Origin of the sequence: Roseateles asaccharophilus (assembly GCF_004362405.1) — a bacterium.
GTDB classification, from domain to species: domain Bacteria; phylum Pseudomonadota; class Gammaproteobacteria; order Burkholderiales; family Burkholderiaceae_C; genus Kinneretia; species Kinneretia asaccharophila.
In genome coordinates this window covers 479,697-505,550 of record NZ_SNXE01000002.1, presented here as the reverse complement: position 1 = coordinate 505,550, position 25,854 = coordinate 479,697, and the positions used below count along the sequence as shown (strand labels likewise).

The following is a 25,854-nucleotide window of genomic DNA, read 5'->3' as shown; positions in this document are numbered from 1 at the left end:
GCGACGCTCAGGGCCGCTCGGCAAGCCCCCGCTGAACCACGGCCTCGTAGCGCTCGAGCATGAGGGCGACCCCATGCTCCTGCTCGGCCTGCTGCCGGGCGGCATGGCCCAGGCGCTCGGCCAGAGCCGTGTCCGTGAACAGCCTCCACAATGCCTGGGCCAGGGCTTGGGCATCGCCCGGGGGCACCAGCAGCCCCGTACGTTCATCCTCCAGCACCCCTTCCACACCGGGCGCCGCCGTGGCCACACAGGCGCAACCCGCCGCCATGGCCTCGACCAATGCCAGCGGCATGCCCTCCCAGCGCGTGGACAGCACAAACACGCGGCTGCGCATCAGCAGCGCAGGCACCTCGGGATACTGCCCCAGGAATTCGACCTGTTGATCCAGACCCAGCGCCCGCACGGCACGCTGGGCCGCTTGCAGATGGGAGCGGCTGCCACTGCCCGCGAACTTGAGCGAAGGGCTCAAGCCACGATCGCGCAGCAGAGCCAGGGCCTGTAGCAAAGTCTGTGGGTCCTTCTGACGGGCAAAGCGCGCCACCATGACGATTTGCGGTATGCGCTCGGCCATGGGCAACAAGGCCTTGGGCGAGAAACGTTCCAGCTGGATGCCATTCGGGATGGCCAGGGTGCGCTCCGCTGGCATGCCCAGCTGCAACAAGCTGCGCCGGACGCCCTCGGAAACGCCGATCATGCACTCGGTATGCGCCGCCAGGCGACGCGCCTGCCAGCGCCGCCACGGCGTATAGCGTTCGCGGGTGTTGTGCTCAACCTGCAGCAGGCGCGGCACGCCCGCCCACAGTCCTGCCCAGCGCCCCAGCAGGTGCTCGGGAAAGCCATGTGCCACCAGCGCCTGCGGCTTCCAGCGACGGCACAGCCGCCACAGCGCGAAGATGGTGGCCAGATGCGCCCAGCCCGGCAACACCTCCACCGCAATCCCCTGGGCACGGATGGCCTCTACCCGCGCGGCATCGGTGTTCGACTTGCGGCGCAAGGCCAGCGTGACCTCCGTGCGCCCCTGGGCCTGGGCGGCACGACACAGATCGACCGCGACCTGGGTGGCTCCCGAAAAACCACCGGTGACGAAGTGCAGCACACGTCGAGTCGGGACCACGGCGCCATCAGGCCGCGGATCTGCGCCTCCCGGCGCCCTGCTAGTTTTGGACATGCGAAAGTGTATCGGCTGGGCACCCAGGGCCAGCCGCCCAAACGCGGCGACAATCTCGGGCCTAGCAGCCCTGTACCGAGCCCCGACCGTGAGCGAGCCCCAGCCGGATCTGAAAACCACCGCGCGCCAAGTGCTGCGCTATGTCCGCCCCTATCGCTGGGGGGCGGTATTCACCTTTCTGGCCTACCTGGGTGCCGCCATCACCGAGCCGCTGATCCCGCATCTGATCAAGACGGTGTTTGGTGAGGGCTTCCAGCCCGATGCCTTCGCCATCTGGTGGGTGCCTGTGGTGCTGATCGGTCTCTACATCGTGCGGGGCATATTCGGCTTTCTGGGCTCATACCTGCTGAGCTGGACCACCTGGCACACGGTGATGGATTTGCGCCGGGCCCTGGCAGCGGCCCTGCTCAAGGCCGATGCCTCGGTCTACACCAGCCTGCCGGCAGGTAACGCCGTCAGCAAGATCGTGAACGATCCCCATCAGTTCATGACCTTGCTCGCGAGCGCGTCCATCACGGTTCTAAGGGATGGTCTACCCACCATCGCGACCCTGGGCTATCTGCTGTATCTGAATTGGCAGCTGACCCTGCTGTCCCTCGTTACCCTGCCCCTGATGGCCTTCGTGATGAAGCGCATCAACCAGCGAGTGCAGCGCATCGGCGCGCTGAGTTATGACGCACAGATGCGCCTGGCCGCAAAGGTTGACGATCTGGTGCGCGCCTGGCGCGTGGTGCGCAGCTTCGACGCAGCCCCCCACGAACAGGAGCAGTTCGCGCGCCTGAGCAAGGATGCCCAGCAGCAAGCCCTCAAGAACTCCGCGACCAATGCGACCATCCAGCCCTTGTCGCAGCTGGTGGCGGCCATCGGTCTGTCCCTGATCATCACCATCGCCCTCTACCAAGCTCGCCAGCACAACACCGGCGTGGGTGAGTTTGCGGCCTTCATCACGGGCCTGCTGCTACTCAGCTCGCGCCTGCGTCACCTCTCCGAGCTCTCGCAACCCATCGTCAACGGCCTGGTGATCGCACGTGCCTGCTTCAGCCTCTTCCAGCTGCCTGCCGAGCCGGACACCGGACAAAGCGGTCTGAAGACGCCCGTCAAGGGCGAACTGGCATTGAAGGACATTCGCCTGCAATACCCCGGGGCCGACAAGCCCGCCCTGGACGGCCTGAGTCTGCATATTCCGGCCGGCAAGACCACCGCCCTGATCGGCGCCTCGGGTGCCGGCAAGAGCTCGGTCATCCATCTCTTGCTGGGCTTTGCCCCACCCGATGCCGGCCACATCCTGCTTGACGGTCAGGACGTGGCCGGTGTCCGCAAGGCCGATCTGCGCCGTCAGTTCGCGGTCGTGTCGCAGGACATCGTGCTATTCGACAGCTCGATCGCCGACAACGTCGCCTATGCGCAGGACAAGGACCCGGCACGCCTGGAACAGGTGCTGCGCGCCGCCCATCTCTGGGACTTCGTGCAAAGCCTGCCCCAAGGTCTGGACACCATCGTCGGCGCCAATGGCAGCAAGCTCAGCGGCGGCCAGCGCCAGCGCCTGGCCATCGCCCGGGCCCTCTACAAGGAAGCCCCCATCTGGGTCTTTGACGAGGCCACCTCGGCCCTGGATACCGAGAGCGAGCGCGCGGTTCAGCAAGCGCTGGAGCAATGGCAAGGCAAGAAGACCCTGATCCTGATTGCCCACCGACTCTCCACCGTGCGTGCGGCCGATGCCATCCATGTGCTGGCCCAGGGCCGGGTATTGGAGTCCGGCAGCCATGCCGAGCTGCTGGCACGCGGCGGCGCCTACGCCACCATGGTCCAGGCCCAGGTGGGGGACTGAAGCATGACGGCGCGCGCGGCTTCGCAGACGCGCCGCCGTTGCCTGTACTTGGCTCGACTACCCCTGGCCCTGCTGCCCCTGGGCCTGCTGCTCCTGCCCCTGGGCGCCCAGGCCCAAAGCCCGCTGCTGGAACTCAACCAGGCCGACCGGGCCGAACTCGAATCCCTGCCCGGCATCGGCCCGCAACTGGCCGAGCGCCTGCTCGCCGAGCGCGCCCGCGCGCCCTTCAATGACTGGCCGGACCTGCTGCGCCGCGTGCGCGGCCTGGGCCCGAGCCTGTCCCGCCGGCTCTCCGGCGCCGGGCTGCGGATCAATGGCCAGGCCTACGAGGCGCCAGCGCCCCAGGAACGCTGAGCCCCGTCGGCGGCTCGCCTCAGGCCTTCGCGGCCTGGGCAAAACCGGCGCGACGCTTGCGCATCATGGCCGGGTCCACGCTGGGCGCCCGGGTGGGCCAGCCAAAGAACTGCTGCACCTCGGCGCGGCGTGCGAGCGTGTCGGTCATGCCCAGCATGATCAGCTCGCCGGTGTAGGACGGCTCGAAGAGCAGATAGCTGGTGAGGGCCGAGCCGCTGGCCTGCCTGCCCTCACCATTCACGCCCACGCCGCGCAGCATGGCCCGTATGGGTGGCGGCAGGCTGCCCTGGTGCTCGGCGGCCATATCGTCCAGGCGTCGGCTGGGCGCGATCACCAGCACGTCCACCGGACGCAGGCTCGTGTTGCGCCGCGCCTCGGGTGAGAGCAGGGACAGGGTGTGGTTGATGCGCTGCATGCGCTCCACATCCACCGCCAGCGCATCCAGGAAGATATTGGACAGCGCATGACCTGCGATCTGCGCCATGCTGGGATGCCCGGTATTCACCACCGGTCGCGAGCCCGTCGGCTCGTGCATGCGGCCCGCACCGATGACCAGCACACGCTGCGCACCCAGATGCACCGCGGGCGAGATCGGGGCGCTCTGCCGCATGGAGCCATCCCCAAACCACTCCTTCTGTCCGCCCAGCTCGATTTCCTCGGCCGGAAAGATGAAGGGAATGGCCGAGGAGGCCATCAGATGGGACAGGGTGAGTTCGGTCCGCACCGCCAGCCGCTGTGAGCGCAGCCAGGGCTCGATGGGTTCACGCGTCTGGTAGAAGGTGACGTGCTGCCCACTGGTGTAGCTGGAGCCGCTGATGGCCAGGGCTCGCAGATGGCCGCGCGCCAGCATTTCGTCCAGCCGCTCCAGCCGGGTCCAGCGCGCCAGCAACTCGCGCAGGGGCGCGTTGTCCAACAGGCTGCGCGGGCGGCTGCGGCGCCAGCGCGCCAAGGCCCAGCCCAGGCTCATCATGGTCATCCAGCGCGCGCCTGTACGGATCACGCCCAGGGAGTCCGCCGCATACACCTGATCCACATGGATGTTCTGCCAGATGTGCATGAGGCCATCGACCGCCGCATCGAAGTCGTCGGCATAGCTCGCCAGGGTGGCCGCATTGATGGCACCGGCCGAGGTGCCGGCAATGATGGGAAAGGGATTGGGCGCCCCGCTGCCCCCCATGCCGGCATCGCGGCGCAGCTGGGCCAGGGCCGCCAGCACGCCCACCTGGTAGGCCGCGCGTGCGCCACCACCGGTCAGGATCAGACCGGTGGCCGGTGGCGTGGCATTGTTGGAAGGCGGAACAAGCTGCACACCCGCAGCTTACGTCCACTGCCCCGGCTGCAAGCCATGAACAGGGGTGCATGCACTGGCCAGTCGCGGCCGCGCGACAGGCCAGCGCACTCCCGCGGGCCCGGCTTCAGTCGTAAATGATCTGGGCGCCGGGCAGGGTAGCCGCCGGCTGGGCCGGTGCGCCCGCAGTGCCGGCGGGCGCCGCCGGCGGTGGCGCGAAGCGCTGCAGCAGCTGCAGGGCCTCCTCGCAGGGCCAGAAGCGACTGTCCTCGCCCAGATCCAGCTGGACCTGGCCCTGAGCCAGGAAGTGATGGGTGCGCACCTTCAGGCCCTGGACCAGGCTGCCCTGTTCGCCCTCAACCCGCTTAGCGGGCCATTGGCGCAGCAGCTCGGCCAGGGGCGGCAGCTCCCGCCGCACCGGCACATAGACATAGCGGCCAAAGCGCGCCCGCGCCGCCGCCAGGCTCCAGACCTGCTGGATATTCATGCGCAGGCCGCCCGAGAAGCGGTCATTCTGCACCTTGCCCGAGGCGATGATCAGCTCGTCTTCGGCCAGCAGTTCCTTGTTGGCATTGAGCAATTCCTCGTTGACCACGGCCTCGATGGCATCGCTCTTGTCGTCCAGCTTGAAGATGGCCACCCTGCCGCGGTTGCCGTTGATCACTCGCATATCGCTGACAATGCCGGCCACCATCACCGGATCGCGGCTGTCCTGCAGCTCGGCGATACGGCGCTTGACCACACGCCGCACCTCCTCGCCGTTCTGGTCGAAGAGATGGCCGCTGAGGTAGTAGCCGATGGCGGTCTTCTCGTGGCTGAGCTTTTCCTTGATGCTCCAGGGCTCCACCTCCACCAAGGGCGGCTCGGCGGTGGAGGAGCCGTGGGTGCTGTCGTCGAAGTCGAACAGGCCGCCCTGGTTGGCATTGGCCTGCAGGTTTTCGGCATAGGTGTAGCCCAGGCCCACGCTGGCCAGCAGGCGGGCGCGGTCGGGCTCCAGCACATCGAAGGCCCCGGCCTTGATCAGGGCCTCCACTACGCGCTTGTTCACCTGCTTGCGGTCCACCCTCACGCAGAAGTCGAAGAAGCTCTTGAAGGGCCCGCCCTCCTTGCGCGCCGCCACGATGGCCTGGATGGCACCCACGCCCGTGCCCTTGACGGCGCCCAGGCTGTAGTTGACCTTCTTGGGCCCCAGGGGCTCGAAGCGGTGCACGCCCAGATTGATATTGGGCGGCTCGAACTCGATGCCGAAGAGCTTGGCATCGTTGAGCAGGACCTTGAGCTTGTCGGTGTCGTCCGACTCGATGGTCATGTTCGCGGCGAAGAACTCCGCCGTGAAATGCACCTTGAGCCAGGCCGTGTGATAGGCCAGCAGGGAGTAGGCGGCGGCGTGCGACTTGTTGAAGCCGTAGCCCGCGAACTTCTCCATCAGGTCGAAGACCTCGTCGGCCTTGTTCTGGTCGATGCCCTTCTCCGCGGCGCCCTTGCGGAACATCTCGCGGTGCATGGCCATCTCTTCGGCCTTCTTCTTGCCCATGGCCCGGCGCAGCATGTCGGCGCCGCCGAGGCTGTAGCCGCCCAGCACCTGGGCCGTCTGCATCACCTGCTCCTGGTAGACCATGATGCCGTAGGTCTCGGCCAGCACCGGCTCGGTCAGCGGATGCGGATACTCCACCACCTCCTTGCCGTGCTTGCGCGCCACGAAGGTGGGAATCAGGTCCATGGGGCCCGGGCGGTACAGCGCGTTCAGGGCAATCAGGTCCTCCAGGCGCGAGGGCTTCGCGTCCTTGAGCATCTTCTGCATGCCGCTGGATTCGAACTGGAACACCGACTCGGTCAGGCCGTCCGAGAAGAGCTTGTAGGTCTTCTTGTCGTCCAGCGGGATCTTCTCGAAGGCGAAGTCCTTGTGCTCCGGATAGCGCGCGACGATGAAGTCCTTGGCCAGCTCCAGGATGGTCAGGGTGGCCAGGCCCAGGAAGTCGAACTTCACCAGGCCGATGGCCTCGACGTCGTCCTTGTCGTACTGGCTCACCGCGCTGGTGGAGCCCGGCTGCTGGTACTGGGGGCAGAAGTCGGTGATCTTGCCCGGCGCGATCAGCACGCCACCGGCATGCATGCCGATGGAGCGCACCGTGCCCTCCACGCGCGCGGCCAGCTCCAGCAGGCCGGCCACTTCCTCGTCCTCGCGCTCGCGCTCCTCGATCTCGGGCGACTCATGGCGCGCATAGACCATCTTGGCCTTCTCCGGATCGAAGTCCGGCGGCAGCTTGGCCAGGGTCACGGTCTTGCCCGGGGGCGCCGGCACCAGCTTGGCAATCGAGTCCACATGGCCAAAGCCCATGCCCAGCACCCGGCCGATATCGCGCAGCGCGCCCTTGGCCGCCATGGTGCCAAAGGTGGCGATCTGGCTCACCGCGGGGCGGCCGTACTTGTCCTTGACGTAGTCGATGACGCGGTCGCGGTTGCCCTGGCAGAAGTCGATGTCGAAGTCAGGCATGGACACCCGCTCCGGGTTCAGGAAGCGCTCGAACAGCAGGTTGTACTGCAGCGGGTCCAGGTCCGTGATCAGGAGCACATAGGCCACGAGCGAACCGGCACCCGAGCCCCGGCCCGGCCCCACGGGGCAGCCGTTCATCTTGGCCCAACGGATGAAGTCACCCACGATCAGGAAGTAGCCCGGAAAGCCCATCTTGATGATGGTGTCCAGCTCGAATTCCAGGCGCTCCACATAGCGCGGCCGCTCGGCCTCGCGCTTGGCGGGATCGGGGAAGAGCAGTTGCAGGCGCTCCTCCAGCCCCTCGAAGGAGAGCTGGCGGAAGTACTGCGCCATGGGCATGGGCGTGCCATCTTCCAGCAGCGGCGTGGGGAAGTTGGGCAGCTGGGGCTTGCCCAGCACCAGGCTCAGGCTGCAGCGCCGTGCGATCTCCACCGTGTTGGCAATCGCACTCGGGATGTCGGCGAACAGCACCTCCATCTCGGCCTGCGTCTTGAAATACTGGCCCGGCAGGAAGCGCTTGATGCGCTTGGGATTGGCCAGGGTCTCGCCATCGGCAATGCAGACCCGCGCCTCATGGGCGTCATAGTCTTCCTCGGCGAGGAACTGGATGGGGTGGGTGGCCACCACTGGCAGCTGCAGCTCGGCCGCCAGGGGCACGCTGGCCCGCACCAGAGCCTCCTGGCCGGGCAGGCCGGCGCGCTGCAGCTCGATGTAGAAGCGCCCCGGATACAGCGCCGCCAGGCGGCGTGCCCAGTCCATAGCGCGGGCCTTGTCACCGGCCAGCAGGGCCTGCCCCAGACCACCGAACTGCGCGCCCGAGAGGCAGATCAGGCCCTCGTGCAGCTCTTGCATCCACTCCCATTTGAGGCAAGCCTGGTTGCGCTGCACATTCTGGATCCAGGCCCGCGAGAGCAACTCGCTCAGGTTCAGATAGCCCTGGCTGTCCTGCACCAGCAGCAGCACCCGGGTGGCCGGCCGGTCCGAGGCCTCGGGCTCGATCCAGCAGTCCGCGCCCAGCACCGGCTTCACGCCGTTCTTGCGGCAGGCGTTGTAGAACTTGACGCCCCCGAACAGATTGGCCAGATCGGCCAGCCCCAGGGCCACCTGCCCGTCCTTGGCGGCCGCCTTGGCCGCATCGTCGACGCGCAGGGTGCCGTCAACGACGGAAAACTCGGTATGGGTACGCAGGTGAACAAATGCCATCTATCGATTGTAAGGAGGGGGGCCGACGGCTATGCTCCGCCCCCATGAGCAAGACCTGCCCCCCGCTCCCCGCCATGGTTATCAAGCTGCTGGGCGCCGCCCTGCTGAGCCTGGGCGCCACCGTGCAAGCTCAGGCGCCGGCCGCCAAGCCCGCCCGCAGCGCTGCCGACATCCTGGCCCAGTCGCCCGCCAGCGACTGGCGCAGCCCGGATCCCCGTGACACCTTGCTGATGGAGTTGCAGACCGCGCGCGGCCCCGGCCAGGTGCTGATCGAGCTGGCGCCGCGCTTCGCGCCCCGCCATGTGGCCAATATCCGCAGCCTGGCACGCGCCGGCTACTACGACGGCCTGGCCGTCGTCCGGGTCCAGGACAACTTCGTCACCCAGTGGGGCGATCCCGATGCCGACAAGCCGGACAAGGCCCGGCCCCTGGGTGAGGCACAGGCTAGGCTGCCGGCCGAGTTCTCCATCGCCTACAAGGATCTGCCCATCAGCCGCCTGCCCGATGTGGATGGCTGGGCGCCGGTGAGCGGCTTTGTGGATGGTTTCCCCGTGGCCGCCCAGCCCGAGGCCGACAAGGCCTGGCTGACGCATTGCTACGGCATGGTGGGTGCGGGCCGCGGCAATGCGCCCGACTCCAGCACCGGCAGCTCGCTGTACACCGTGATCGGTCATGCCCCGCGGGGTCTGGATCTCAATATCACCCTGGTGGGGCGCGTGATCAAGGGCATGGAACTGCTGGCCAGCCTGCCGCGCGGCGGCGGGGCCATGGGCTTCTACGTGCAGGCCGAGCAGCGCAGCCCCATCCAGCGCGTGCGCCTGCTGGCGGACATGCCCGATGCCGAGCGCCCTCGCCTGCAGCTGCTTCGCACCGACAGCAAGACTTGGCTCGAGCTGCTGGACGCGCGCCGTCACCGCAGCGGCTGGTTTGTGCACAGCCCGGCTCATATCGAGGTCTGCAGCGCCGGTGTGCCCAGCCGTCCGGCCCCCTGAACCCGCCCTCGCCAGGGGGCGATGGGCGCTCGACCGGGGCGGCTGACGCACTGTGCCTACAATCCAGGCCCTCGCCATGCTGTATCCCGCCCCCGTTCTCAATATCTCGGCCTACAAGTTCGTAGGGCTGCCCGACTGCGCCGCGCTGCGCGACACCCTGCACGAGCGCGCCAGCCAGCTGGCGCTGCGTGGCACGGTGCTGCTGGCCGAGGAAGGCATCAATCTCTTCCTGGCGGGCGCCCCCGAGGCGGTACGTGGCTGGGTGGAGGCGCTGCGCCATGACGAGCGCTTTGCCGATCTGGCGCCCAAGGAGAGCTGGTCCGAGACCGTGCCCTTTCGCAAGCTGCTGGTCAAGGTCAAGCCCGAGATCATCCGCATGAACCACCCGACCATCAGGCCGGACCGCGCCGAGCGCGCGCCCGCCCTGCCCGCGGCCACCCTGGCGCGCTGGCTGGATCAGGGCCATGACGATGAAGGTCGCCCGGTCGTGACCCTGGACACCCGCAACGCCTTCGAGGTGGACTACGGCAGCTTCGAGCAGGCCCTGGACTGGCGCATCAGCAAGTTCAGCGAGTTCCCCGAGGCCGTTCAGCGCCACCGGGAGGCCCTGCAGGGCAAGACCGTGGTGAGCTTCTGCACCGGCGGCATACGCTGCGAGAAGGCCGCGCTCTTTCTGCAGGAGCAAGGCCTGAGCGACACGCCCATCTACCAGCTCGAAGGCGGCATCCTCAAATACTTCGAGGAGGTGGGCGGCAAGCACTACCAGGGCAGCTGCTTCGTCTTTGACCAGCGTGAGGCCCTGGACGCGGGCCTGAGCCCGTCCACCGATGTGCAGCGCCCGGCCAGCGAGGCCCACCGGGCGCGCTGAATCCGACGGCACGCCGTTCCCCACCCATCATGGCCTCCGAATCCCTGAGCCCTGCCGCCTGGCTGCTGCGCCTGGCCGGCGTGCTGTTGCTGGGCTTGGCCCTGCTCAGTGCGGCCTTTCGTGCACCGCAGCGCAGCCTGGAGAGCCTGGTGGAACGCTGGGCGCCGCCGCCCTCCGACTTCATGGAGCTCGGCCCCCAGCTGCTGCACTACCGCGACGAGGGCCCGCGCAGCGATCCCCTGCCCCTGCTGATGCTGCACGGCAGCGCCTCCAGTCTGCACAGCTGGGACGCCTGGGCCACGGCCCTGAGCGCACAGGGCCGACGCGTCGTTCGCCTGGATCTGCCCGGCTTCGGACTGAGCGGTCCCGCCGCCAGCGGCAACTACGGCGATGCAGCCTATCTCGAGCTGCTGACGCAGCTGCTGCAGCGCCTGGACCTGGGCCGGGTCATCCTGGTCGGCCAGGGCCTGGGCGCTCAGCTGGCCTGGCAGCTCGGCTTGCAGCAACCCGAGCGTGTGGCCGGCCTGGTGCTGCTCAACGCCGGTGCGCGGGAGTTCCGCCCCGAAGCCGCTCCCCTGGTCTTTACCCTGGCCCGATTGCCGGGCGCGGGCTGGCTGGCCGAGGGGCTGCTGCCGCGCCGGTTGATCGAGCAGGCGCTGCGCGAGGTCTATGGACAGCCGGCACGTCTGCACCCGGCCACGGTGGAGCGCTATTTCGAGCTCAGCCTGCGCGAAGGCAATCGCAGCGCCCTGGTGGACTTTCTGGATCAGCGCCGTAGCCCCCTGGATTTGGCGCCGCTGAGCGCCCTGCGTGTCCCCACCCTGATTCTCTGGGGTGCCCGCGATCGCCTGCTGCCCATCGAGGACGGCCAGACCCTGGCCCAGGCCATACCGGGCAGCCGCCTGATACCCTTGAACCAACTGGGACATCTGCCCCAGGAAGAAGACGGCCCGGCCAGCCTGGCGGCGGTGGCCGACTTCTTGCATACGCTCAAACCCTGATGCCCGGCTCGCCCCGGCGCATGCAACACTGCCATTTGCACCCAACCCTCAGGAGATGCTTCCCATGCAACGACGTTCCCTGATTGCCCTGGCCGCCCTGGCCTTGGGCGCCATTTCCGCGGCCCAGGCTCAGGCCCCGGACTGGAAGAAGATTCGCATCGGCGTGGAAGGCGCCTACCCCCCCTTCTCCGAAGTGGGGCCGGACGGCAAGCTCAAGGGCTTCGAGATCGACTACGCCAACGCCCTGTGCGCCGAAATGAAGGCCGAGTGCACCCTGGTGCAGCAGGACTTTGACGGCCTGATCCCCGCCCTGCAGGCGCGCAAGGTCGACGCCATCATCGCCTCGGTGTCCATCACCGACGAGCGCAAGAAGGCCATCGCCTTTTCCAACCCCTACTACAACACCCCCGCCCGCTTCGCCGCCAAGGTCGATGCCAAGCTGGATGTGTCCCCCGCGGGCATGAAGGGCAAGAAGATCGGTGTGCAGCGCGCCACCATCCACGAGAAGTTCGCCGCCGAGGTCTTCAAGCAGAGCGAGATCGTGCGCTACGCCACCCAGGACCAGGCCTTTCTGGACCTCAAGTCCGGCCGCATCGACGCCACCGTGGCCGATATGGTGGCCATCGATATGGGCTTCCTGAAGACGCCCGCCGGCAAGGGCTTCGCCTTCGCCGGCCCCACCTTCACCGACGTCAAGTACTTTGGCGTGGGTTCCGGCGTGGGCATGCGCAAGGCCGACGAGAAGGTCTTGGGCAAGAAGTTCAACGACGCCATCGCGGCCCTCAGGGCCAATGGCACGTTCAAGAAGCTCAACGACAAGTACTTCGAGTACGACATTTCGCCTAAGTAATCCCCTCCTACCGGCTTTGCCGGCCGGAGCCAGAGGCTCCGGCGCCGTGCAGGCACAAACAGCCCTCAGGGCTGTTTGTGTCCGGCACAGCCCCTCTCAGGCGGTTGCCGGATGATGCGCGCGGGCCAGGCCCAGCGCTCCATCAAGCGCGGCGCCGCTGATTGAGCACTCATGTTTCTACACGGATTTCTGCCCAGCCTGCTTGAAGGTGCGGCCATCACACTGAGCGTGGCCCTGGCCTCGCTGGCCCTGGCCATGGTGCTGGGCCTGGCAGGCGCCATGGCCAAGCTCTCGCGCTGGCGCTGGGCGCAGGGCCTAGCCTATGTCTACACCACCGTGATCCGCGGCGTGCCCGATCTGGTGCTGATGCTGCTGATCTTCTTCGGCGGCCAGGTGGCGGTGAACCATATCGCCCTGAGCCTGGGGCATGAGGACTACATCGACATCGACCCGTATGTGGCCGGCGTCATCACCATCGGCTTCATCTTCGGGGCCTACCTCACCGAGGCCTTCCGGGGCGCCTTCCTGGCCGTGCCGCCGGGTCAGCGCGAAGCCGGCCTGGCTTATGGCATGAGCCCCTGGCAGGTCCTTGTGCGCATCAGCTTCCCGCAGATGTTCCGCCACGCCCTGCCGGGTCTGTCCAACAACTGGCTGGTGCTGATCAAGAGCACCGCCATCGTCTCGGTGATCGGTCTGCATGATCTGATGACGCGCGGCTCGCAGGCCGCCGGCAGCACCCGGGAGCCCTTTGTGTTCTACAGCGCCGTGGCCCTGATCTATCTGGCCTTCACCACGGTCTCGGAACTGGTATTCGACCGCCTGCAAAAGCGCCTGTCCGTCGGCCAGCGCCAAGGCAAGCTCTGAGGCCGGCCATGAATCTGGAAGCCATCACCGACAATCTGCCGCTGTATCTCAGCGGCGCCTGGACCACCTTCGAGCTGCTGATCATCTCCCTGGGCCTGGGCCTGGCCTTTGCCATTCCGCTGGCCGTGCTGCGCACCCTGCCCCAGGCCTGGATCTCGCGGCCGATCTGGCTCTACACCTATGTGTTCCGCGGCACGCCCATGCTGGTCCAGCTCTTTCTCATCTACTACGGCCTGGCCCAGTTCGAGTGGATGCAGAAGAGTGCCCTGTGGCCCTACTTCAGCTCGGCCTGGTTCTGCGCCTGCCTGACCTTCGCGCTCAACACCTGCGCCTACACGGTGGAGATCATCGCGGGCTCCATCCGCGCGCTTCCGGCCGGCGAGATCGAGGCCGCCAAGGCCCTGGGCATGAGCCGCTGGGTGATGCTGCGCCGCATCGTGCTGCCCTCGGCCCTGCGCCGCGCCCTGCCGGCCTACAGCAACGAGGCCATCTTCATGCTGCACGGCACGGCCCTTGCCAGCATCGTCACCATCATGGATCTCACCGGCGCGGCCCGGCAGGTCAACTCCACCTACTACATCCCCTTCGAAGCCTTCATCACCGCGGCCGTCTTCTACCTACTGCTGACCCTGGCCCTGGTGGGCCTGTTCCACATGGCCGAGCGCCGCTGGCTGCGACCGCTGATGGCGCGCTGAGCGCGCGCCAGACCCTGCCTTCCCATGCATACGCAAAGACACGCCCTGCTCTCGCCCACACCGGGCACGCAAAGAGAGCTGATTTCCCTGCACTACGGCCAGGCCGGCTCGTCCGTCGGCAAGGCCTATCTGCAGGCCTCGCTGCACGCCGATGAACTGCCCGGCATGCTGGTGGCCCACCATCTGCGCCTCAAGCTCGATGCCCTGGAGGCCCAGGGCCGCATCAAGGGCGAGATCGTGCTGGTCCCCATGGCCAACCCGATCGGCCTGTCCCAGCATCTGCTGCACGGCCATCTGGGCCGCTTCGAGGCCACTTCGGGTGAGAACTTCAACCGCTACTACCCCGACCTGATCGAGGCCGTGGCCGAGCGCGCCGCCCCGGAACTTGGCGCGGACGCCAGCGCCAATGTGGCCCTGTTGCGCCGGCATTTGCGCGAGGCCATCGCCGCCCAGAAGGTGGAGACCGAGCTGCAGTCCCTGCGGCGCCAGCTGATGCTGCTGGCCTGTGACGCCGACATCGTGCTGGACCTGCACTGCGACAACGAGGCCGTGCTGCATCTCTACACCGAGACCCCCTGCGCCGCGGACTGCGAGCCCCTGGCCCGCTTCCTCGGTTCACGCCTGACCCTGCTGGCCCTGGACTCGGGCGACCGGCCCTTTGACGAAGCCTGCTCCCAGCCCTGGTGGCGCTGGGCACAGCGCTTCGAGGGTCGCGGCACGCCCCTCCCCCAGGCCTGCCTCTCGGTCACCGTGGAGCTGCGCGGGCAGGTCGATGTGGAGCATGCCCTGGCCGAGCGCGACGCCCAGAACCTGCTCGACTTCCTGACCTGGCGCGGCCTGATCGACATGCCCACGCCGGCCCTGCCCGAGCCCCTGGGCGACGCGCGCCCCCTGGCCGGCAGCATGCCGGTTGCCAGCCCGGTCGGCGGCGTGCTCACCTTTTTGCGCCAGCCCGGCGAGGCCCTGAAGTCGGGCGAGGTCCTGGCCCAGGTGATCGACCCGATCAGCAATGCGGTGACCGATCTGACAAGCCCCGTGGACGGACTGCTGTTCGCTCGGGATTCCGTGCGCCTGGTGCGCGCCGGCCAGAAAGTGGCCAAGGTTGCGGGCCTGGAAGCCCGCCGCAGCGGCAAGCTGCTGGGAGACTGAAACTCATGAGCAGCAGCCTGATCGTCAAAGACCTGCACAAGCGCTATGGTGAGCGCGAGGTGCTCAAGGGCGTCTCCCTGTCGGCCAAGAAGGGCGATGTGATCACCCTCATCGGCTCCAGCGGCTCCGGCAAGAGCACCTTTTTGCGCTGCCTGAACCTGCTGGAGCAGCCCCACCAGGGCACGCTCTCTCTGGACGGCGAGACCCTGACCCTGGTGCCCGACCGCGACGGCAGCCTGCGCGCGGCCGATGCCAAGCAGCTGCAGCGCTGGCGCGCGCGCCTGGCCATGGTGTTCCAGAACTTCAACCTCTGGGGTCACCGCACCGTGATCGAGAACGTGATCGAGGCCCCGGTCCATGTGCTGGGCGTGCCCAAGGCCCAGGCCCTGGAAAAGGCCGAGGCCCTGCTGGCCCGCGTGGGCGTGGCGCACCGCAAAAACGTCTATCCCGCCCAGCTCAGCGGCGGTGAACAGCAGCGCGTGGCCATCGCCCGGGCCCTGGCCGTGGAGCCCGAGGTCATGCTGTTTGACGAGCCCACCTCGGCCCTGGACCCCGAGCTGGTGGGCGAGGTGCTCAAGGTCATGCGCGATCTGGCCGCCGAGGGCCGCACCATGATCGTCGTCACCCACGAGATGGGCTTCGCCCGCGAGGTCTCCACCCACACCATGTTCCTGCACCAGGGCAAGGTGGAGGAGGAAGGCAACCCACGCGAGGTGCTGCTGCGCCCGCAGAGCCAGCGCCTGCAGCAGTTCCTCAGCGGCGGGCTCAAGTAGGAAGCTGAACCCATGCCCAAGCGCCCCGTCCTGCTGTCACTGGCCTTGCTGGCCAGTCCTGCGATTCAGGCTCAAGGGGGGAGCGCTCCCGGCGCCGCTCCGGACGCGGCGGCGCTGCAAGCCTGTGCCGCCATTGGCGCGCCGGCCGACCGTCTGGACTGCTACGACCGCGCCCTGGGCCGGGCTGTTGAGGCCTCCCCCGCCGCTGCGGCCGCAACGCCAGCGCCGGACACCAGCGACTCGCTGATCGCCCCCAAGGGCGAGCTGCTGCGTGAAGACGCCGCGTCCCCACCGCCCAGCCTGCTCACCCGCTACTGGGAGCTGGACGCGGGCAGCAAGCGTGGCCGCTTCAATCTGGTCGGCTACCGGCCGAGCTACGCCATGCCGCTGCACATCACCAGCCGCATCAACCGCGCGCCCAGCTCGCCCACCCAGGCCGCCGTGCCCCAGCCCAGCTACCGGCGTGAAGAGGCCAAATTCCAGATCTCGCTGCGCACCAAGCTGGCCCAGGACTTTCTGCTGCCCGGCGGCGACCTGTGGGCGGCCTACACCCAGCAGGCCATGTGGCAGATCTATGACGGCAGGAACTCCCGCCCCTTTCGCAACACCGATTACGAGCCGGAGCTGATCTATGTGCTGCCCACCCCCAAGGGGCTGCGCCGCCTGCCCTTTGACTGGCAGTGGCGCTATGCCCTGCTCAGCGTGGCCCACCAGTCCAATGGTCAGTCTGACCCGCTCTCGCGCAGCTGGAACCGCGTGAACCTGGCAGCGGGCATAGACCGCGGCAACTGGGCCCTGGTCGCGCGGGTGAGTCAGCGCATCACCGAGCCCTATAGCGAGGACAACAACCCCGATCTGACCCTCTATCGCGGTCGCGCGGAGTTGCAGCTCAGCTGGGCCGGTGGCCGACACACCCTGCAAATGCTCTTGCGCAGCAATCTGCGCCATGTGGGCCAGTACGGCGCCTTCCAGATGGAGTGGACCTACCCGGTCTTTGCCGACCAGCCCAACGGCATGCGCTGGTATGTGCAGGCTTTCCACGGCTACGGCGAGACCCTCAGCGACTACAACTTCCGCCAGACCAGTCTGGGGCTGGGCCTGAGCTTTTTGCAGTTCTGAGTGCCGTGCGAGGCCGCCCTCGCTAGCGCCACTCGCCCTGCAAGGCCTTCAGCACCTCGGAGCGAAACTCGCGCCGGTACAGAATGAAGATCACGCCCAGGGTCCCCGCCATGAAGGCCCAGGGCGAGAAGAACCAGGCCACGGCGGCAAAGGCCAGGTAGTAGGCGCGCAGTCCGTCGTTGAAGCTCTCGGCCGCCAGCGCCACCACCTTGCCCGCCCGCTGGGCAAAGGCCTCGCGTGACAGGCTGCTGTCCTGCTCGAACTGCCAGGACTCCGGCGCCGCCGCCACCAGCAGGGCACCAAAGGTGTACTGCCGCATGCTCCAGGTGAAGCGGAAGAAGGCGTAGATGAAGATGCCGGCCAGCAGCACCAGCTTGAGATCAAAGACCAGGGTGCTGGTGCGAGCCGTAAAAGGCAGTTCGCGCACCAGCTCGCTGGCCTTGTCGCTGGCCCCCAGCACCGCCAGCAAGCCACCAATGATCAGGATGGTGGTGGACGCGAAGAAGGACGGGCTGGTGGACAGGCTCTGCACCACCACGCCGTCGATCACCCGCACCTCGCGGTAGGTCGTCTGCAGCATCCAGCGATAGCGCTCGCGATTGGTCGCCCCCAGGACCGAGGCCTGGCTCTGCGAGCGTCGCTTGGCGAATCGCGCATAGCCCACCCAGCCGGCAAAGAACAGCAGCAGGGCCAGCCAGTCGATCAGGGGCAGCAGGCGCGGCAGGATCAGCAGTTTTTCCATGGCCCGCAGTCTATCCAGACCGCGCCGCGCTGCCGCAGGCTTATTGCGGCAGATCGAAGACCAGCACCTCGGCCTGCTCACCCTGGTCCAGGCTCAGGCGCTCCAGCCCCGAGGCCTGGAGCGCGTCGCCGGCCTGCAGAATCTGCCCGTTCACGCGCAAGCGCCCGCGGGCCAGATGCACATAGGCCAGGCGAGCCGGCGCCAGTTCCAGCTCGGCGCTTTCCGCTCCCTCGAAGAGACCCGCGTAGAGCCGGCTGCCGGAATGGATGCTCACCGAGCCCTCGGCCCCGTCGGGCGAGGCCAGCAGGCGCAGGCGGCCGCGCTTGTCCGCGCTGGAGAAGTGCTGCTGCTCATAGCCCGGCGCCACGCCGCTGCGGTCCGGCATGATCCAGATCTGCAGAAAGTGGGTCTCGCCCTGGGGCAGATTGTTGAACTCGCTGTGCATCACGCCCGTGCCGGCGCTCATGCGCTGCACATCACCCGGGCGGATCACGCCCGCATGCGCACCACCGGCCTGGCCATTGCCCATGCTGTCCTTGTGGGCCAGCTCGCCCTCCAGCACATAGCTGATGATTTCCATATCGCGATGGCCGTGGGTGCCGAAGCCCGTGCCCGGGGCGATGCGGTCCTCGTTGATCACCCGCAGCGGCCCGAAGCCCATGCGCCGGGGGTTGTGATAGCTGGCAAAGGAAAAGCTGTGGAAGGACTTGAGCCAGCCATGGTTGGCATAGCCCCGTTCGGCGGACTTGATCAGTTCAATCGTCATGCTCATCTCCATGGCTGAAAGGTGCCTCTCGTGGCCCCGTGCTCTGCACTGTAGGGGGCCATCGCCCGCCTCAGGCGCTGGCGCGATGAAGCCATCATTCAAATAAGATGAAGTCCTGACCCCGCTCCCGCCCCTCACGATGTCCCAAACCGACAAGCGCCGCGTCCTCACCCCCGAAGCCCTGGCCATGATGGACAGCATCGCGCGCACCGGCAGCTTCGCCGCCGCGGCGCGCGAGATGGGCAAGGTGCCCTCGGCCCTGACCTACAGCGTGCGCCAGCTGGAAGAGGCGCTGGATGTGCTGCTCTTCGACCGCCGCTCGCGCCAGGCCGAACTCACCGCCGCGGGGCGCGAACTGCTGATCGAGGGCCGGCGCCTGCTGCAGGAGATGGATGCCGTGACCAACCGGGTGCGCCGCGTGGCCACCGGCTGGGAGAGCGAGCTGACCATCGCCATCGACGATGCCGTGGCCCGGCGCGCCCTCTTCGACCTGATGGAGCGCTTCTACCAGCTCGACCCCGGCGACGGCGCCCCCGCCGGTCCGCCCACCCGACTCAAGCTGCGGGTGGAGGTGCTCTCGGGCACCTGGGAGGCCCTGCTCAGCGGCCAGGCCGATCTGGCCGTGGGCACCAGTGCCCAGCCTCCCGGCAACTCGGTCTTCTGTGAGTTGCTGGGCGATATGGAGATGGTGTTCTGCGTGGCTCCCCACCATGCCCTGGCACGTCACGAGGGCGTGCTCTCCGCCGCCGACATCGCCCAGCACCGCATCATTGCCGTGGCCGACAGTGCCCGCAGCCTGGCGCCCATGACCGTGGGCGTGCTGCCCGGCCAGGAAGTGCTGACCGTGCCCTCCATGTCCAGCAAGCTGGAGGGCCTGCTGCGGGGGCTGGGCTGCGGCTCCCTGCCCGCGTCCATGGTGCGCCGCCATCTCGAGGCCGGCCGCCTGGTGGCCCCGCCCACCTACCGGGACAAGCGCATCGTGCCCCTGCACTACGCCTGGCGCAACACCGGCCAGCCTCCGGGCAAGGCCCTGGCCTGGTGGCTGGAACAGCTGCAGTCGGCCAAGACCCGCGAGGCCCTGGTCCATCAGCACGAGGGTCTGCTGCTGTGAGCATGGCCCGCTACCGCGGCCGCTTCGCCCCCTCCCCGACCGGCCTGCTGCACGAAGGCTCCGCCGTGGCGGCCCTGGCCAGCTGGCTGGATGCCCGGGCCCACGGTGGCACATGGCTGGTGCGTATCGAGGATGTGGACACGCCGCGCTGCGTGCCCGGCGCCGACCTTGAGATCCTGGCCCAGCTGGAGCGCCTGGGCCTGCGGCCCGATGAGCCGCCGCAGTGGCAGTCCCAGCGCGGCGAACGCTATGCCCAGGCCCTGGCGCGTCTGCAAGCCGCCGGCCTGGCCTATGGCTGCGCCTGCTCGCGCAAGGACATCGCCCAGGCCCTGGCCGCGGCCGGCCAGGGCTCTGAGCGCCATGGCGAGCTGGTCTACCCCGGCACCTGCCGTCCGGGACGGGGTGGTCTGGGCGAGCGCGCGCCGCGCGCCTGGCGCCTGCTCACCCAGGCTGCGGGCCGCATCAGCTGGCAGGACCGCCGCCTGGGCGCACAGCAGCAGGCCCTGGAGGCCGAGGTGGGCGACTTCGTGCTCAAGCGCGCCGATGGGCTCTGGGCCTACCAGCTCGCCGTGGTGGTGGACGATGCCGAGCAGGGCATCAGCGATGTGGTGCGCGGCGAAGACCTGGCCGACAACACGCCGCGTCAGCTCTTCCTGCAGCGCTGCCTGGGCCTGCCGGCGCCGCGCTATCTGCACACGCCCCTGGTCCTGGCCGAGGACGGCCAGAAACTCTCCAAGCAAAACGGCGCCCGTCCGCTGGACCTCAGCGATCCGGCAGCCGCCTTGCGCCGCGCGGCCAGCGCCCTGGGTCTGCCCCCCCTGGCGCCTGCCAAGCCCTTGGCCGAGACCCTGGCTGAGGCCGTGGCCGCCTGGCGCGGCCTTATGATGCCGGCCACATTCGTTTTTCCCTCCTCCTAGCAGGACAGCGACACCATCATGCAAACCACCGCCAGCGGCCTCCAGTACGAAGACACCACGCCGGGCACCGGCCCCGAGGCCAAGTCGGGCCAGGACGTTGCCGTCCACTACACCGGCTGGCTCTACAAGGATGGCGTCAAGGGCCAGAAGTTCGACTCCAGCAAGGACCGCGGCGAGCCCTTCGAGTTCGAACTGGACGGCGGCATGGTGATCCGCGGCTGGGATGAGGGCGTGCAGGGCATGAAGGTCGGCGGCACCCGCGTGCTGGTGATCCCGCCCGAGCTGGGCTATGGCGCCCGCGGCGCCGGCGGCGTGATCCCGCCCAACGCCACCCTGATGTTCGAGGTGGAGCTGCTGGGCGTGTCGGGTGGCGATGAGGCCGTGAGCCTGAACCTGAGCAGCACGGCCAGCGGCCTGCAGTACGAAGACAAGATCGTCGGCGAAGGCGCCGAGGCCAAGAGCGGCGCCCGTGTGGCCGTGCACTACACCGGCTGGCTCTACAAGGCCGAGGGCAGCATGCGCGGCAAGAAGTTCGATTCCAGCAAGGACCGCGGCCAGCCTTTCCGCTTCCAGCTCGACGCCGGCATGGTGATCCGCGGCTGGGACGAGGGCGTGCAGGGCATGAAGGTCGGCGGCACCCGCGTGCTCATCATTCCCTCGGAGCTCGGCTACGGGGCCCATGGCGCCGGCGGCGTGATCCCGCCCCATGCCACCCTGATGTTCGAGGTGGAGCTGCTGGCGGTCTGATCGCACCGCGACGGCTGCCGCGCCAAGCCGCGGCGGCGCGTCCGCCCCTGAAAACCCCCAAGCTCTTGACGCCCTTTTCCGATCAGGCAGAATCCGCGCTTCCGCAAGGGGAGTAGCTACATGGCGCAAGGCCGTGGCGTTGGCCCGTCAATACGGAGCGTGCCTCCCAGGCATGCACCCGGGCCCCGCAGCTGCCGGCATCTCGCCGGCTATGCCCCGCAAGACCTTACGGATCGCATGGCGCCCGCCATGTCAATCACCCTGTCTGTCTTGTTCCAGAGGTAATCAATGACCACGATTGCGCCACTGTGGCTGTGGATCTTTTTTGTCGTCAGCGTGCTGGTGGCCTTGTTTGTGGACTTTGTCGTACTGCGCAAGCAGGGCGCCCATGAAGTCAGCGTCAAGGAAGCCATCAACTGGTCCTTGGTCTGGGTCGGCCTGAGCCTGGCCTTCAACGCGCTGTTCTGGTGGGCCGTGAAGGACAGCACCGGAAGCTCCGAACTGGCGACCACCAAATCGCTGGAGTTTCTGACCGGCTATCTGATCGAGAAATCGCTGGCCGTCGACAATATCTTCGTCTTCCTGATGATCTTCACCTACTTCTCGGTGCCGGCGGCGTACCAGAAGCGGGTGCTGATGTACGGCATCATCGGCGCCATCGTGCTGCGCACCGTGATGATTCTGGTGGGCAGTTGGCTGATCGCGCAGTTCCACTGGATCCTCTATGTGTTCGGCGCCTTCCTGCTGATCACGGGTATCAAGATGTGGTGGGCAGCCGGCCAGGAGCCCGATCTGGAGAGCAATCCGGCGCTCAAGCTGCTGCGCAAGATCATGCCGGTCAGCGACAAGTTCGACGGCGAGCGTTTCTTCACGGTCCAGCGCGGCAAGCGCCTGGCCACGCCCCTGCTGCTGGTCATCGCCCTGGTGGGCATCACCGACGTGATCTTCGCCGTGGACTCGATCCCTGCGATCTTCGCCATCACCAACGATCCCTTCATCGTGCTGACCTCCAATATCTTCGCGATCCTGGGTCTGCGGGCGATGTACTTCCTGCTGGCAGCGATGGCCGCCAAGTTCCATCTGCTCAGCTATGGCCTGGCGATCGTGCTGTCCTTCATCGGCGTGAAGATGATGCTGATCGACATCTACAAGATCCCGGTGATGGTGTCCCTGGGTGTGGTGGTGGTCGTGCTGGCTCTGACCATGATCCTGAGCGTGCGCACCGCTCCCAAGATCGACAGCCACACGCCCGGCTCCTGATCGAGCCGCCCGGCGGACGCCCGTACCAACGGGCCCGCCCGGCTGCTGGGCCACAGCGCCCACCTGCAAGACCCCGCGGCTCGGGCCGGCGGGGTCTTTTCATTTCCCCCTGCGTGCCGGAATGCGCCCGCCAGGGACCGTAGCGGAGCGATGGCAGAGGGCGTAGCATGGCTCACAGTCCGGCTGCAAAGCGCCCCGTACAGCCTTCATGACCCTGTGATCTGCGCCTGCTGCAATGCAGCCAATCCGGCCACCAGGCCTGCTGGGCAGGCTGTCAAAGGAAGAAGGACGACAGAACCATGACGGTGATGCAACCTGAGCGCAGCCCGACGCCACAAGGCCAAGTCCCCGAGGCCCAGCGCCGACGCCACGATCGAGTGGAGTTCTTTCTGGTGCCGGTGCAGCGGGAGCAGATCCCGGTCTGGGTCTTCAAGCCGGCCCGTCATGCCGAGGCCGCCGGTGGCGTGGTGCTGGACCTGAGCGAGCGCGGCATCCGGGTGCTCACTCGCAGCGAGCAGCCCCTGGAGGGCAGCTGCTATGAAATGCGCCTGCTGCTGGGCGAGGACGAGCGTGTGCCTCAGTTCGGCGCCCGGGTGCGCCGCGTCTGGAGCCAGCCTCTGAGCGCCCTGGGCCTGTGCAGCGGCTTCGAGTTCCAGGACGCCGACAGCGAGGCCGAGCAGTTTCTGCGGCATCACCTGAGCCTGCCGCTCACGCGCGGTCAGCCGCGCTGGGTGCGCTGCGTGCTCTACGAGCATGTCAGCGCGGGCGTCTGGCAGCCCACACCGACCTCGCTGGAGTGAGGCCCGCCCGGGGCCTCAGTCGTAGATCGATTTCTCGGGCCGGCGCTGGATCACCGCGATGGGCGGGGCCCAGCGTTCGCCGCGCGGCTTCTTGCTGGTGACCAGGGTGATCTCGCTGGGCTCGAAGACCTCCACGTTGTGCGTGATGGGCGTGGTCAGCAGGTACTGGGCGCGGGTGCTGCGCAGGAAGTGGCCGACCAGCTGGATATTGCGCACGTCCAGGTGGGCGAAGGGCTCGTCGATGAAGACAAAGCCGCCGGGCGTCTCGTCGTCCTTCATCAGGGCCACCAGCAGGATCAGGCTCTTGAGCACCTGCTGGCCGCCCGAGGCCTCGCCGTCGTTCAGGCCCACCTCGCCCTTGCCGTCGAAGTTGAAGCGCACATGCAGGCCGGCCTGGGCCAGCACCATATCGTCGTTGTCCAGATGCGGCAGCTCGGCCTGGGCGATCACGCCCGCCAGCTCGCCCAGCTCCTGCACGTTCTTCTTGTAGCGGCGCACCGTGGCGCGCAGCACATCGATATAGCGTTCGCGGGCATTGAAGGCGGCGATGCGCGCCATCTCATTGCTGGCGCGGCGGTCGTCCAGCTGGGTGCTCTGCTCCAGCACCGAGACGCTCATGCGCGCATGGCGCTCCTGCACCGCCACATCGGTTTCCCAGGTGCCGTTGTTGAGGCCCGTGTCCAGCTCCTGCTGCACATGGCGCATCGCGATCTCGGCCTGCTTGGCGTTCTCGAACTCGTCGCGCAGCTGGGCAATGCGCGCCGGCTGGATCCAGCTGACCGGGAACTTGGCCCCGGCCTCGCGCGAGGCACGGGCGCTGGCGCGCAGCTCCTGCAGGCGCTGCTCCTGCTCGCGCTGGCCGCGCAGCACATTGTCCTCGCTGGCCTTGAGCCCGCCCTGGGCGGCCTCGTAATCGCGTTCGCTGCGCGTGGCCTGGGTCAGGGCGCGGTCATGCTCGCCGTCCAGGGCCGCCATGCGGCCGGCGGCCTCCACCCGCGCCTGGCGCAGGCCGGCCAGACGGGCGCGGCCTTCGGCAAACTCGGCGGCGCGCTCGGCCAGCTCCTGTGCGGCCTTGTGGCCCTGGGCGGCTTTTTGCGCATCTTTGAGCTGGCGCTCCACCTCGGCCTGTTCCTTGGCGATGCGGGTGAGCTCCACGTCGTAGCGGCTGAGCTCGCGCTCCAGCGAGGCGCGGCGCGAGTCCAGGGCCGAGGCGCCGAACTGGTAGTCGCGCGCCTCCACCCAGAGGCTGCGGCCGCCGCGGCCGTCGCGGTAGTAGGCGTCCTGGGTGATCCACTCACCGCCGGACGACTTGGAATACTGGGCGCCGGCCTCGGTGTCCTTGACGCAGCGGATGCTGGCCAGTTGGCGCAGCAGCCAGCCCGGCAGCTTGGCATTGATGTTCAGCGCCGCCAGCAGGGAGTCCTTGGGCGGCAGGGCCGGGGCGCTTTCGGCATCGCCCACCACATAGTGGCGGTAGCGCTCCTTGGCGGCCAGGCCGAAGGCACGGCCCTCGTCCGACGAGCGCTCCAGCACCACCACCCAGCGCGAGGGGCGCAGAAAGCCCTCGGCCGCGGCGCGCCAGGTCTCGTCGGCGATGTCGATGCAATCGGCCAGCACATGGTGGGCAATGCCCGCCTCGTCCAGCGCCTTGCGAAAGCGCGAGACCTCGGGCGGCGGCGGCGGCAGGCGCTGGCCGCTGAGCGCGTCCATGGCGGCCTGGGCCTTGCGCGACTGGTCGTTCTGGCGCGTGAAGGCCTCACGCAGCGCATGCTGCTGGCTGCTCAGGTGTTCCAGGCGCTGGCTCAGCTCCGCGCCATCGGTCTCCACCGCGGCCAGGGTCTTGAGCTCTTCCTCGCGCTTGGCCAGCAGCTCCATGGGGCGCTCGGCCTCGCGGGCGGCGTCAAAAGCCGCGCGCGCCTGCTTGCGCTCGCTTTCCAGCTCCTGCAGGCGGCGCTTGGCGGCCTCCACCTTTTCAAACAAGGCATGCAGCTCGGCCCGCTTGGCCGACATCTGGCGCCGGTCACCCGAGGCGAAGAGGCGCTGGCGGTGCAGCTCGCGCAGCTGCTGGGCCAGGCGCTGGCGGCCCTCGGACCATTGCAGCACCGGCACCACCTCGGTGGCCAGGCGCTCGCGCTCCTTCAGGCGCAGCTGGTACTGCTGATAGCTGTTCACGCGGTTGGCCAGGTCGGAGAGCTGGGCCTGGGCGTGCGAGAGCTCATGGGTGGCCTGCTCCACCTCCTTCATCAGCTGCTGCTGGTGGCTGCGGGCCTGGTCGTAGCGGTCCAGCACCTCCTGGTCGCCAAAGACCTCGAACACCAGACGCAGCAACTCCTTGGGGCTGAGCTCGCACAGGCGGTCGGTCTGGCCCTGCTCCAGGGCCAGCACGCGGCCGATGGCGCGGGTCAGGCCCGCGGCCTCCAGGCGGCGCTTCCAGGCCTCGATGCCCAGCCAGTCCTTCTCGGCCTTGTCGGTCAGGGCCTCGATCTCATGCACCCCGTCCACCATGATGTAGCGGCGCACCCAGTCGCCGCCCTGGCGCTCGATGCGGCAGGCCAGGGTCACCTGGTCGGCATAGAGCAGGGAGCTGGCAAAGGGCCGCGAGCTGTTCTGGCGCCCGCGCGGGCGGTTGTCCACCAGGGCGCGCAGCCAGGCCGTCTCGGCATTGGCGTGGCGGGCATAGGTCTTGTAGGTGCGGCCGCCCGAGCACTCCAGGCCCAGCAGGGTGCGCATGGCATCCAGCAAGGTGGTCTTGCCCGAGCCATTGGGGCCGGCGATGGTGATGATGGAACCGTCCAGCGGCATGGAAACGCGGCGGCAGTAGTCCCAGTGCAGCAGCTCCAGCGATTGCAGATGAAACATGGTGGA

General features: G+C 68.0%; 22 protein-coding genes and 1 pseudogene. 17 read left to right on the top strand and 6 right to left on the bottom strand.

Annotated features, from left to right (window positions below; genetic code table 11):
- Window positions 1-7: 7 nt before the first annotated feature.
- The gene (locus tag DFR39_RS07100; RefSeq protein WP_246030727.1) at window positions 8-1,114 is read right to left on the bottom strand and encodes a glycosyltransferase; all 1,107 of its coding nucleotides are present in this window, start codon (window positions 1,112-1,114) and stop codon (window positions 8-10) included.
- Between the two features lie 142 nt (window positions 1,115-1,256).
- Between DFR39_RS07100 and DFR39_RS07095 the strand changes: the two genes are divergently transcribed.
- Entirely contained in the window at window positions 1,257-2,996 is a 1,740-nt protein-coding gene (locus DFR39_RS07095; RefSeq protein WP_246030726.1) for an ABC transporter ATP-binding protein, read from the top strand.
- 48 nt (window positions 2,997-3,044) lie between these two features.
- A complete protein-coding gene (locus DFR39_RS07090; RefSeq protein ID WP_162849451.1) occupies window positions 3,045-3,350 on the top strand; it encodes a ComEA family DNA-binding protein in 306 nt (101 codons plus the stop codon).
- Between the two features lie 19 nt (window positions 3,351-3,369).
- Here the strand turns inward: DFR39_RS07090 and DFR39_RS07085 are convergent, their stop codons facing one another.
- Together DFR39_RS07085 and dnaE are read right to left on the bottom strand one after the other, a co-directional pair.
- Window positions 3,370-4,659, bottom strand: a complete 1,290-nt coding sequence (locus tag DFR39_RS07085; protein WP_133602830.1) for a patatin-like phospholipase family protein — start codon at window positions 4,657-4,659, stop codon at window positions 3,370-3,372.
- A gap of 106 nt (window positions 4,660-4,765) precedes the next feature.
- Window positions 4,766-8,335, bottom strand: coding sequence for a DNA polymerase III subunit alpha (gene dnaE / locus DFR39_RS07080; protein WP_133602829.1), 3,570 nt, complete (start codon window positions 8,333-8,335; stop codon window positions 4,766-4,768).
- A 74-nt stretch (window positions 8,336-8,409) separates the two neighbouring features.
- On the opposite strand from dnaE, the gene DFR39_RS07075 reads away from it, so the two are divergent.
- The 9 genes from DFR39_RS07075 (at window position 8,410) to DFR39_RS07035 (ending at window position 16,646) form a co-directional block, all read left to right on the top strand.
- On the top strand, window positions 8,410-9,327 hold the full coding sequence (locus DFR39_RS07075; protein WP_133602828.1) for a peptidylprolyl isomerase: 918 nt from the start codon (window positions 8,410-8,412) through the stop codon (window positions 9,325-9,327).
- Between the two features lie 76 nt (window positions 9,328-9,403).
- Window positions 9,404-10,195, top strand: a complete 792-nt coding sequence (locus tag DFR39_RS07070) for a sulfurtransferase (RefSeq protein ID WP_133602827.1) — start codon at window positions 9,404-9,406, stop codon at window positions 10,193-10,195.
- 29 nt (window positions 10,196-10,224) lie between these two features.
- Window positions 10,225-11,196, top strand: coding sequence for an alpha/beta fold hydrolase (locus tag DFR39_RS07065; protein ID WP_133602826.1), 972 nt, complete (start codon window positions 10,225-10,227; stop codon window positions 11,194-11,196).
- A 64-nt stretch (window positions 11,197-11,260) separates the two neighbouring features.
- Complete coding sequence (locus DFR39_RS07060; RefSeq protein WP_133602825.1) at window positions 11,261-12,046, top strand: ABC transporter substrate-binding protein; 786 nt, start codon at window positions 11,261-11,263, stop codon at window positions 12,044-12,046.
- Between the two features lie 171 nt (window positions 12,047-12,217).
- The gene (locus tag DFR39_RS07055) at window positions 12,218-12,910 is read left to right on the top strand and encodes an ABC transporter permease (protein WP_133602824.1); all 693 of its coding nucleotides are present in this window, start codon (window positions 12,218-12,220) and stop codon (window positions 12,908-12,910) included.
- 8 nt (window positions 12,911-12,918) lie between these two features.
- Window positions 12,919-13,605 (top strand): ABC transporter permease, encoded by a 687-nt coding sequence (locus tag DFR39_RS07050; protein ID WP_133602823.1) that lies wholly within the window; start codon window positions 12,919-12,921, stop codon window positions 13,603-13,605.
- A gap of 24 nt (window positions 13,606-13,629) precedes the next feature.
- Window positions 13,630-14,754: a succinylglutamate desuccinylase/aspartoacylase family protein gene (locus tag DFR39_RS07045; protein WP_133602822.1), complete on the top strand. Its 1,125-nt coding sequence runs from the start codon at window positions 13,630-13,632 to the stop codon at window positions 14,752-14,754.
- 5 nt (window positions 14,755-14,759) lie between these two features.
- Window positions 14,760-15,527: an ABC transporter ATP-binding protein gene (locus tag DFR39_RS07040; RefSeq protein ID WP_133602821.1), complete on the top strand. Its 768-nt coding sequence runs from the start codon at window positions 14,760-14,762 to the stop codon at window positions 15,525-15,527.
- Between the two features lie 12 nt (window positions 15,528-15,539).
- The gene (locus tag DFR39_RS07035; protein ID WP_133602820.1) at window positions 15,540-16,646 is read left to right on the top strand and encodes a phospholipase A; all 1,107 of its coding nucleotides are present in this window, start codon (window positions 15,540-15,542) and stop codon (window positions 16,644-16,646) included.
- Window positions 16,647-16,668: 22 nt separating this feature from the next.
- Here DFR39_RS07035 and DFR39_RS07030 read toward each other — a convergent pair whose 3' ends face one another.
- Window positions 16,669-17,388: a DUF599 domain-containing protein gene (locus DFR39_RS07030; RefSeq protein ID WP_133602819.1), complete on the bottom strand. Its 720-nt coding sequence runs from the start codon at window positions 17,386-17,388 to the stop codon at window positions 16,669-16,671.
- A 40-nt stretch (window positions 17,389-17,428) separates the two neighbouring features.
- Complete coding sequence (locus DFR39_RS07025) at window positions 17,429-18,154, bottom strand: pirin family protein (RefSeq protein WP_133602818.1); 726 nt, start codon at window positions 18,152-18,154, stop codon at window positions 17,429-17,431.
- Between the two features lie 139 nt (window positions 18,155-18,293).
- On the opposite strand from DFR39_RS07025, the gene DFR39_RS07020 reads away from it, so the two are divergent.
- The 6 genes and pseudogenes from DFR39_RS07020 to DFR39_RS07000 all read left to right on the top strand — a co-directional run bounded on the left by DFR39_RS07020 (window position 18,294) and on the right by DFR39_RS07000 (window position 22,989).
- Entirely contained in the window at window positions 18,294-19,265 is a 972-nt protein-coding gene (locus DFR39_RS07020; RefSeq protein ID WP_133602817.1) for a LysR family transcriptional regulator, read from the top strand.
- Between the two features lie 2 nt (window positions 19,266-19,267).
- Window positions 19,268-20,182 carry a tRNA glutamyl-Q(34) synthetase GluQRS gene (gene gluQRS / locus DFR39_RS07015; RefSeq protein WP_133602993.1) on the top strand — a complete coding sequence of 305 codons (915 nt, stop codon included), beginning with the start codon at window positions 19,268-19,270 and terminating at the stop codon, window positions 20,180-20,182.
- Between the two features lie 18 nt (window positions 20,183-20,200).
- Window positions 20,201-20,545 (top strand): annotated as a pseudogene (locus DFR39_RS20120) (FKBP-type peptidyl-prolyl cis-trans isomerase); the annotation flags it as partial.
- The gene (locus tag DFR39_RS20115) at window positions 20,519-20,929 is read left to right on the top strand and encodes an FKBP-type peptidyl-prolyl cis-trans isomerase (protein WP_409846157.1); all 411 of its coding nucleotides are present in this window, start codon (window positions 20,519-20,521) and stop codon (window positions 20,927-20,929) included. The pseudogene DFR39_RS20120 and the gene DFR39_RS20115, both read left to right, overlap by 27 nt.
- 288 nt (window positions 20,930-21,217) lie before the next feature.
- Window positions 21,218-22,189: a TerC family protein gene (locus tag DFR39_RS07005; protein WP_133602815.1), complete on the top strand. Its 972-nt coding sequence runs from the start codon at window positions 21,218-21,220 to the stop codon at window positions 22,187-22,189.
- 299 nt (window positions 22,190-22,488) lie between these two features.
- Entirely contained in the window at window positions 22,489-22,989 is a 501-nt protein-coding gene (locus tag DFR39_RS07000; RefSeq protein WP_133602814.1) for a PilZ domain-containing protein, read from the top strand.
- Between the two features lie 15 nt (window positions 22,990-23,004).
- Here the strand turns inward: DFR39_RS07000 and DFR39_RS06995 are convergent, their stop codons facing one another.
- A complete protein-coding gene (locus tag DFR39_RS06995; protein ID WP_133602813.1) occupies window positions 23,005-25,848 on the bottom strand; it encodes an ATP-binding protein in 2,844 nt (947 codons plus the stop codon).
- Window positions 25,849-25,854 lie beyond the last annotated feature (6 nt).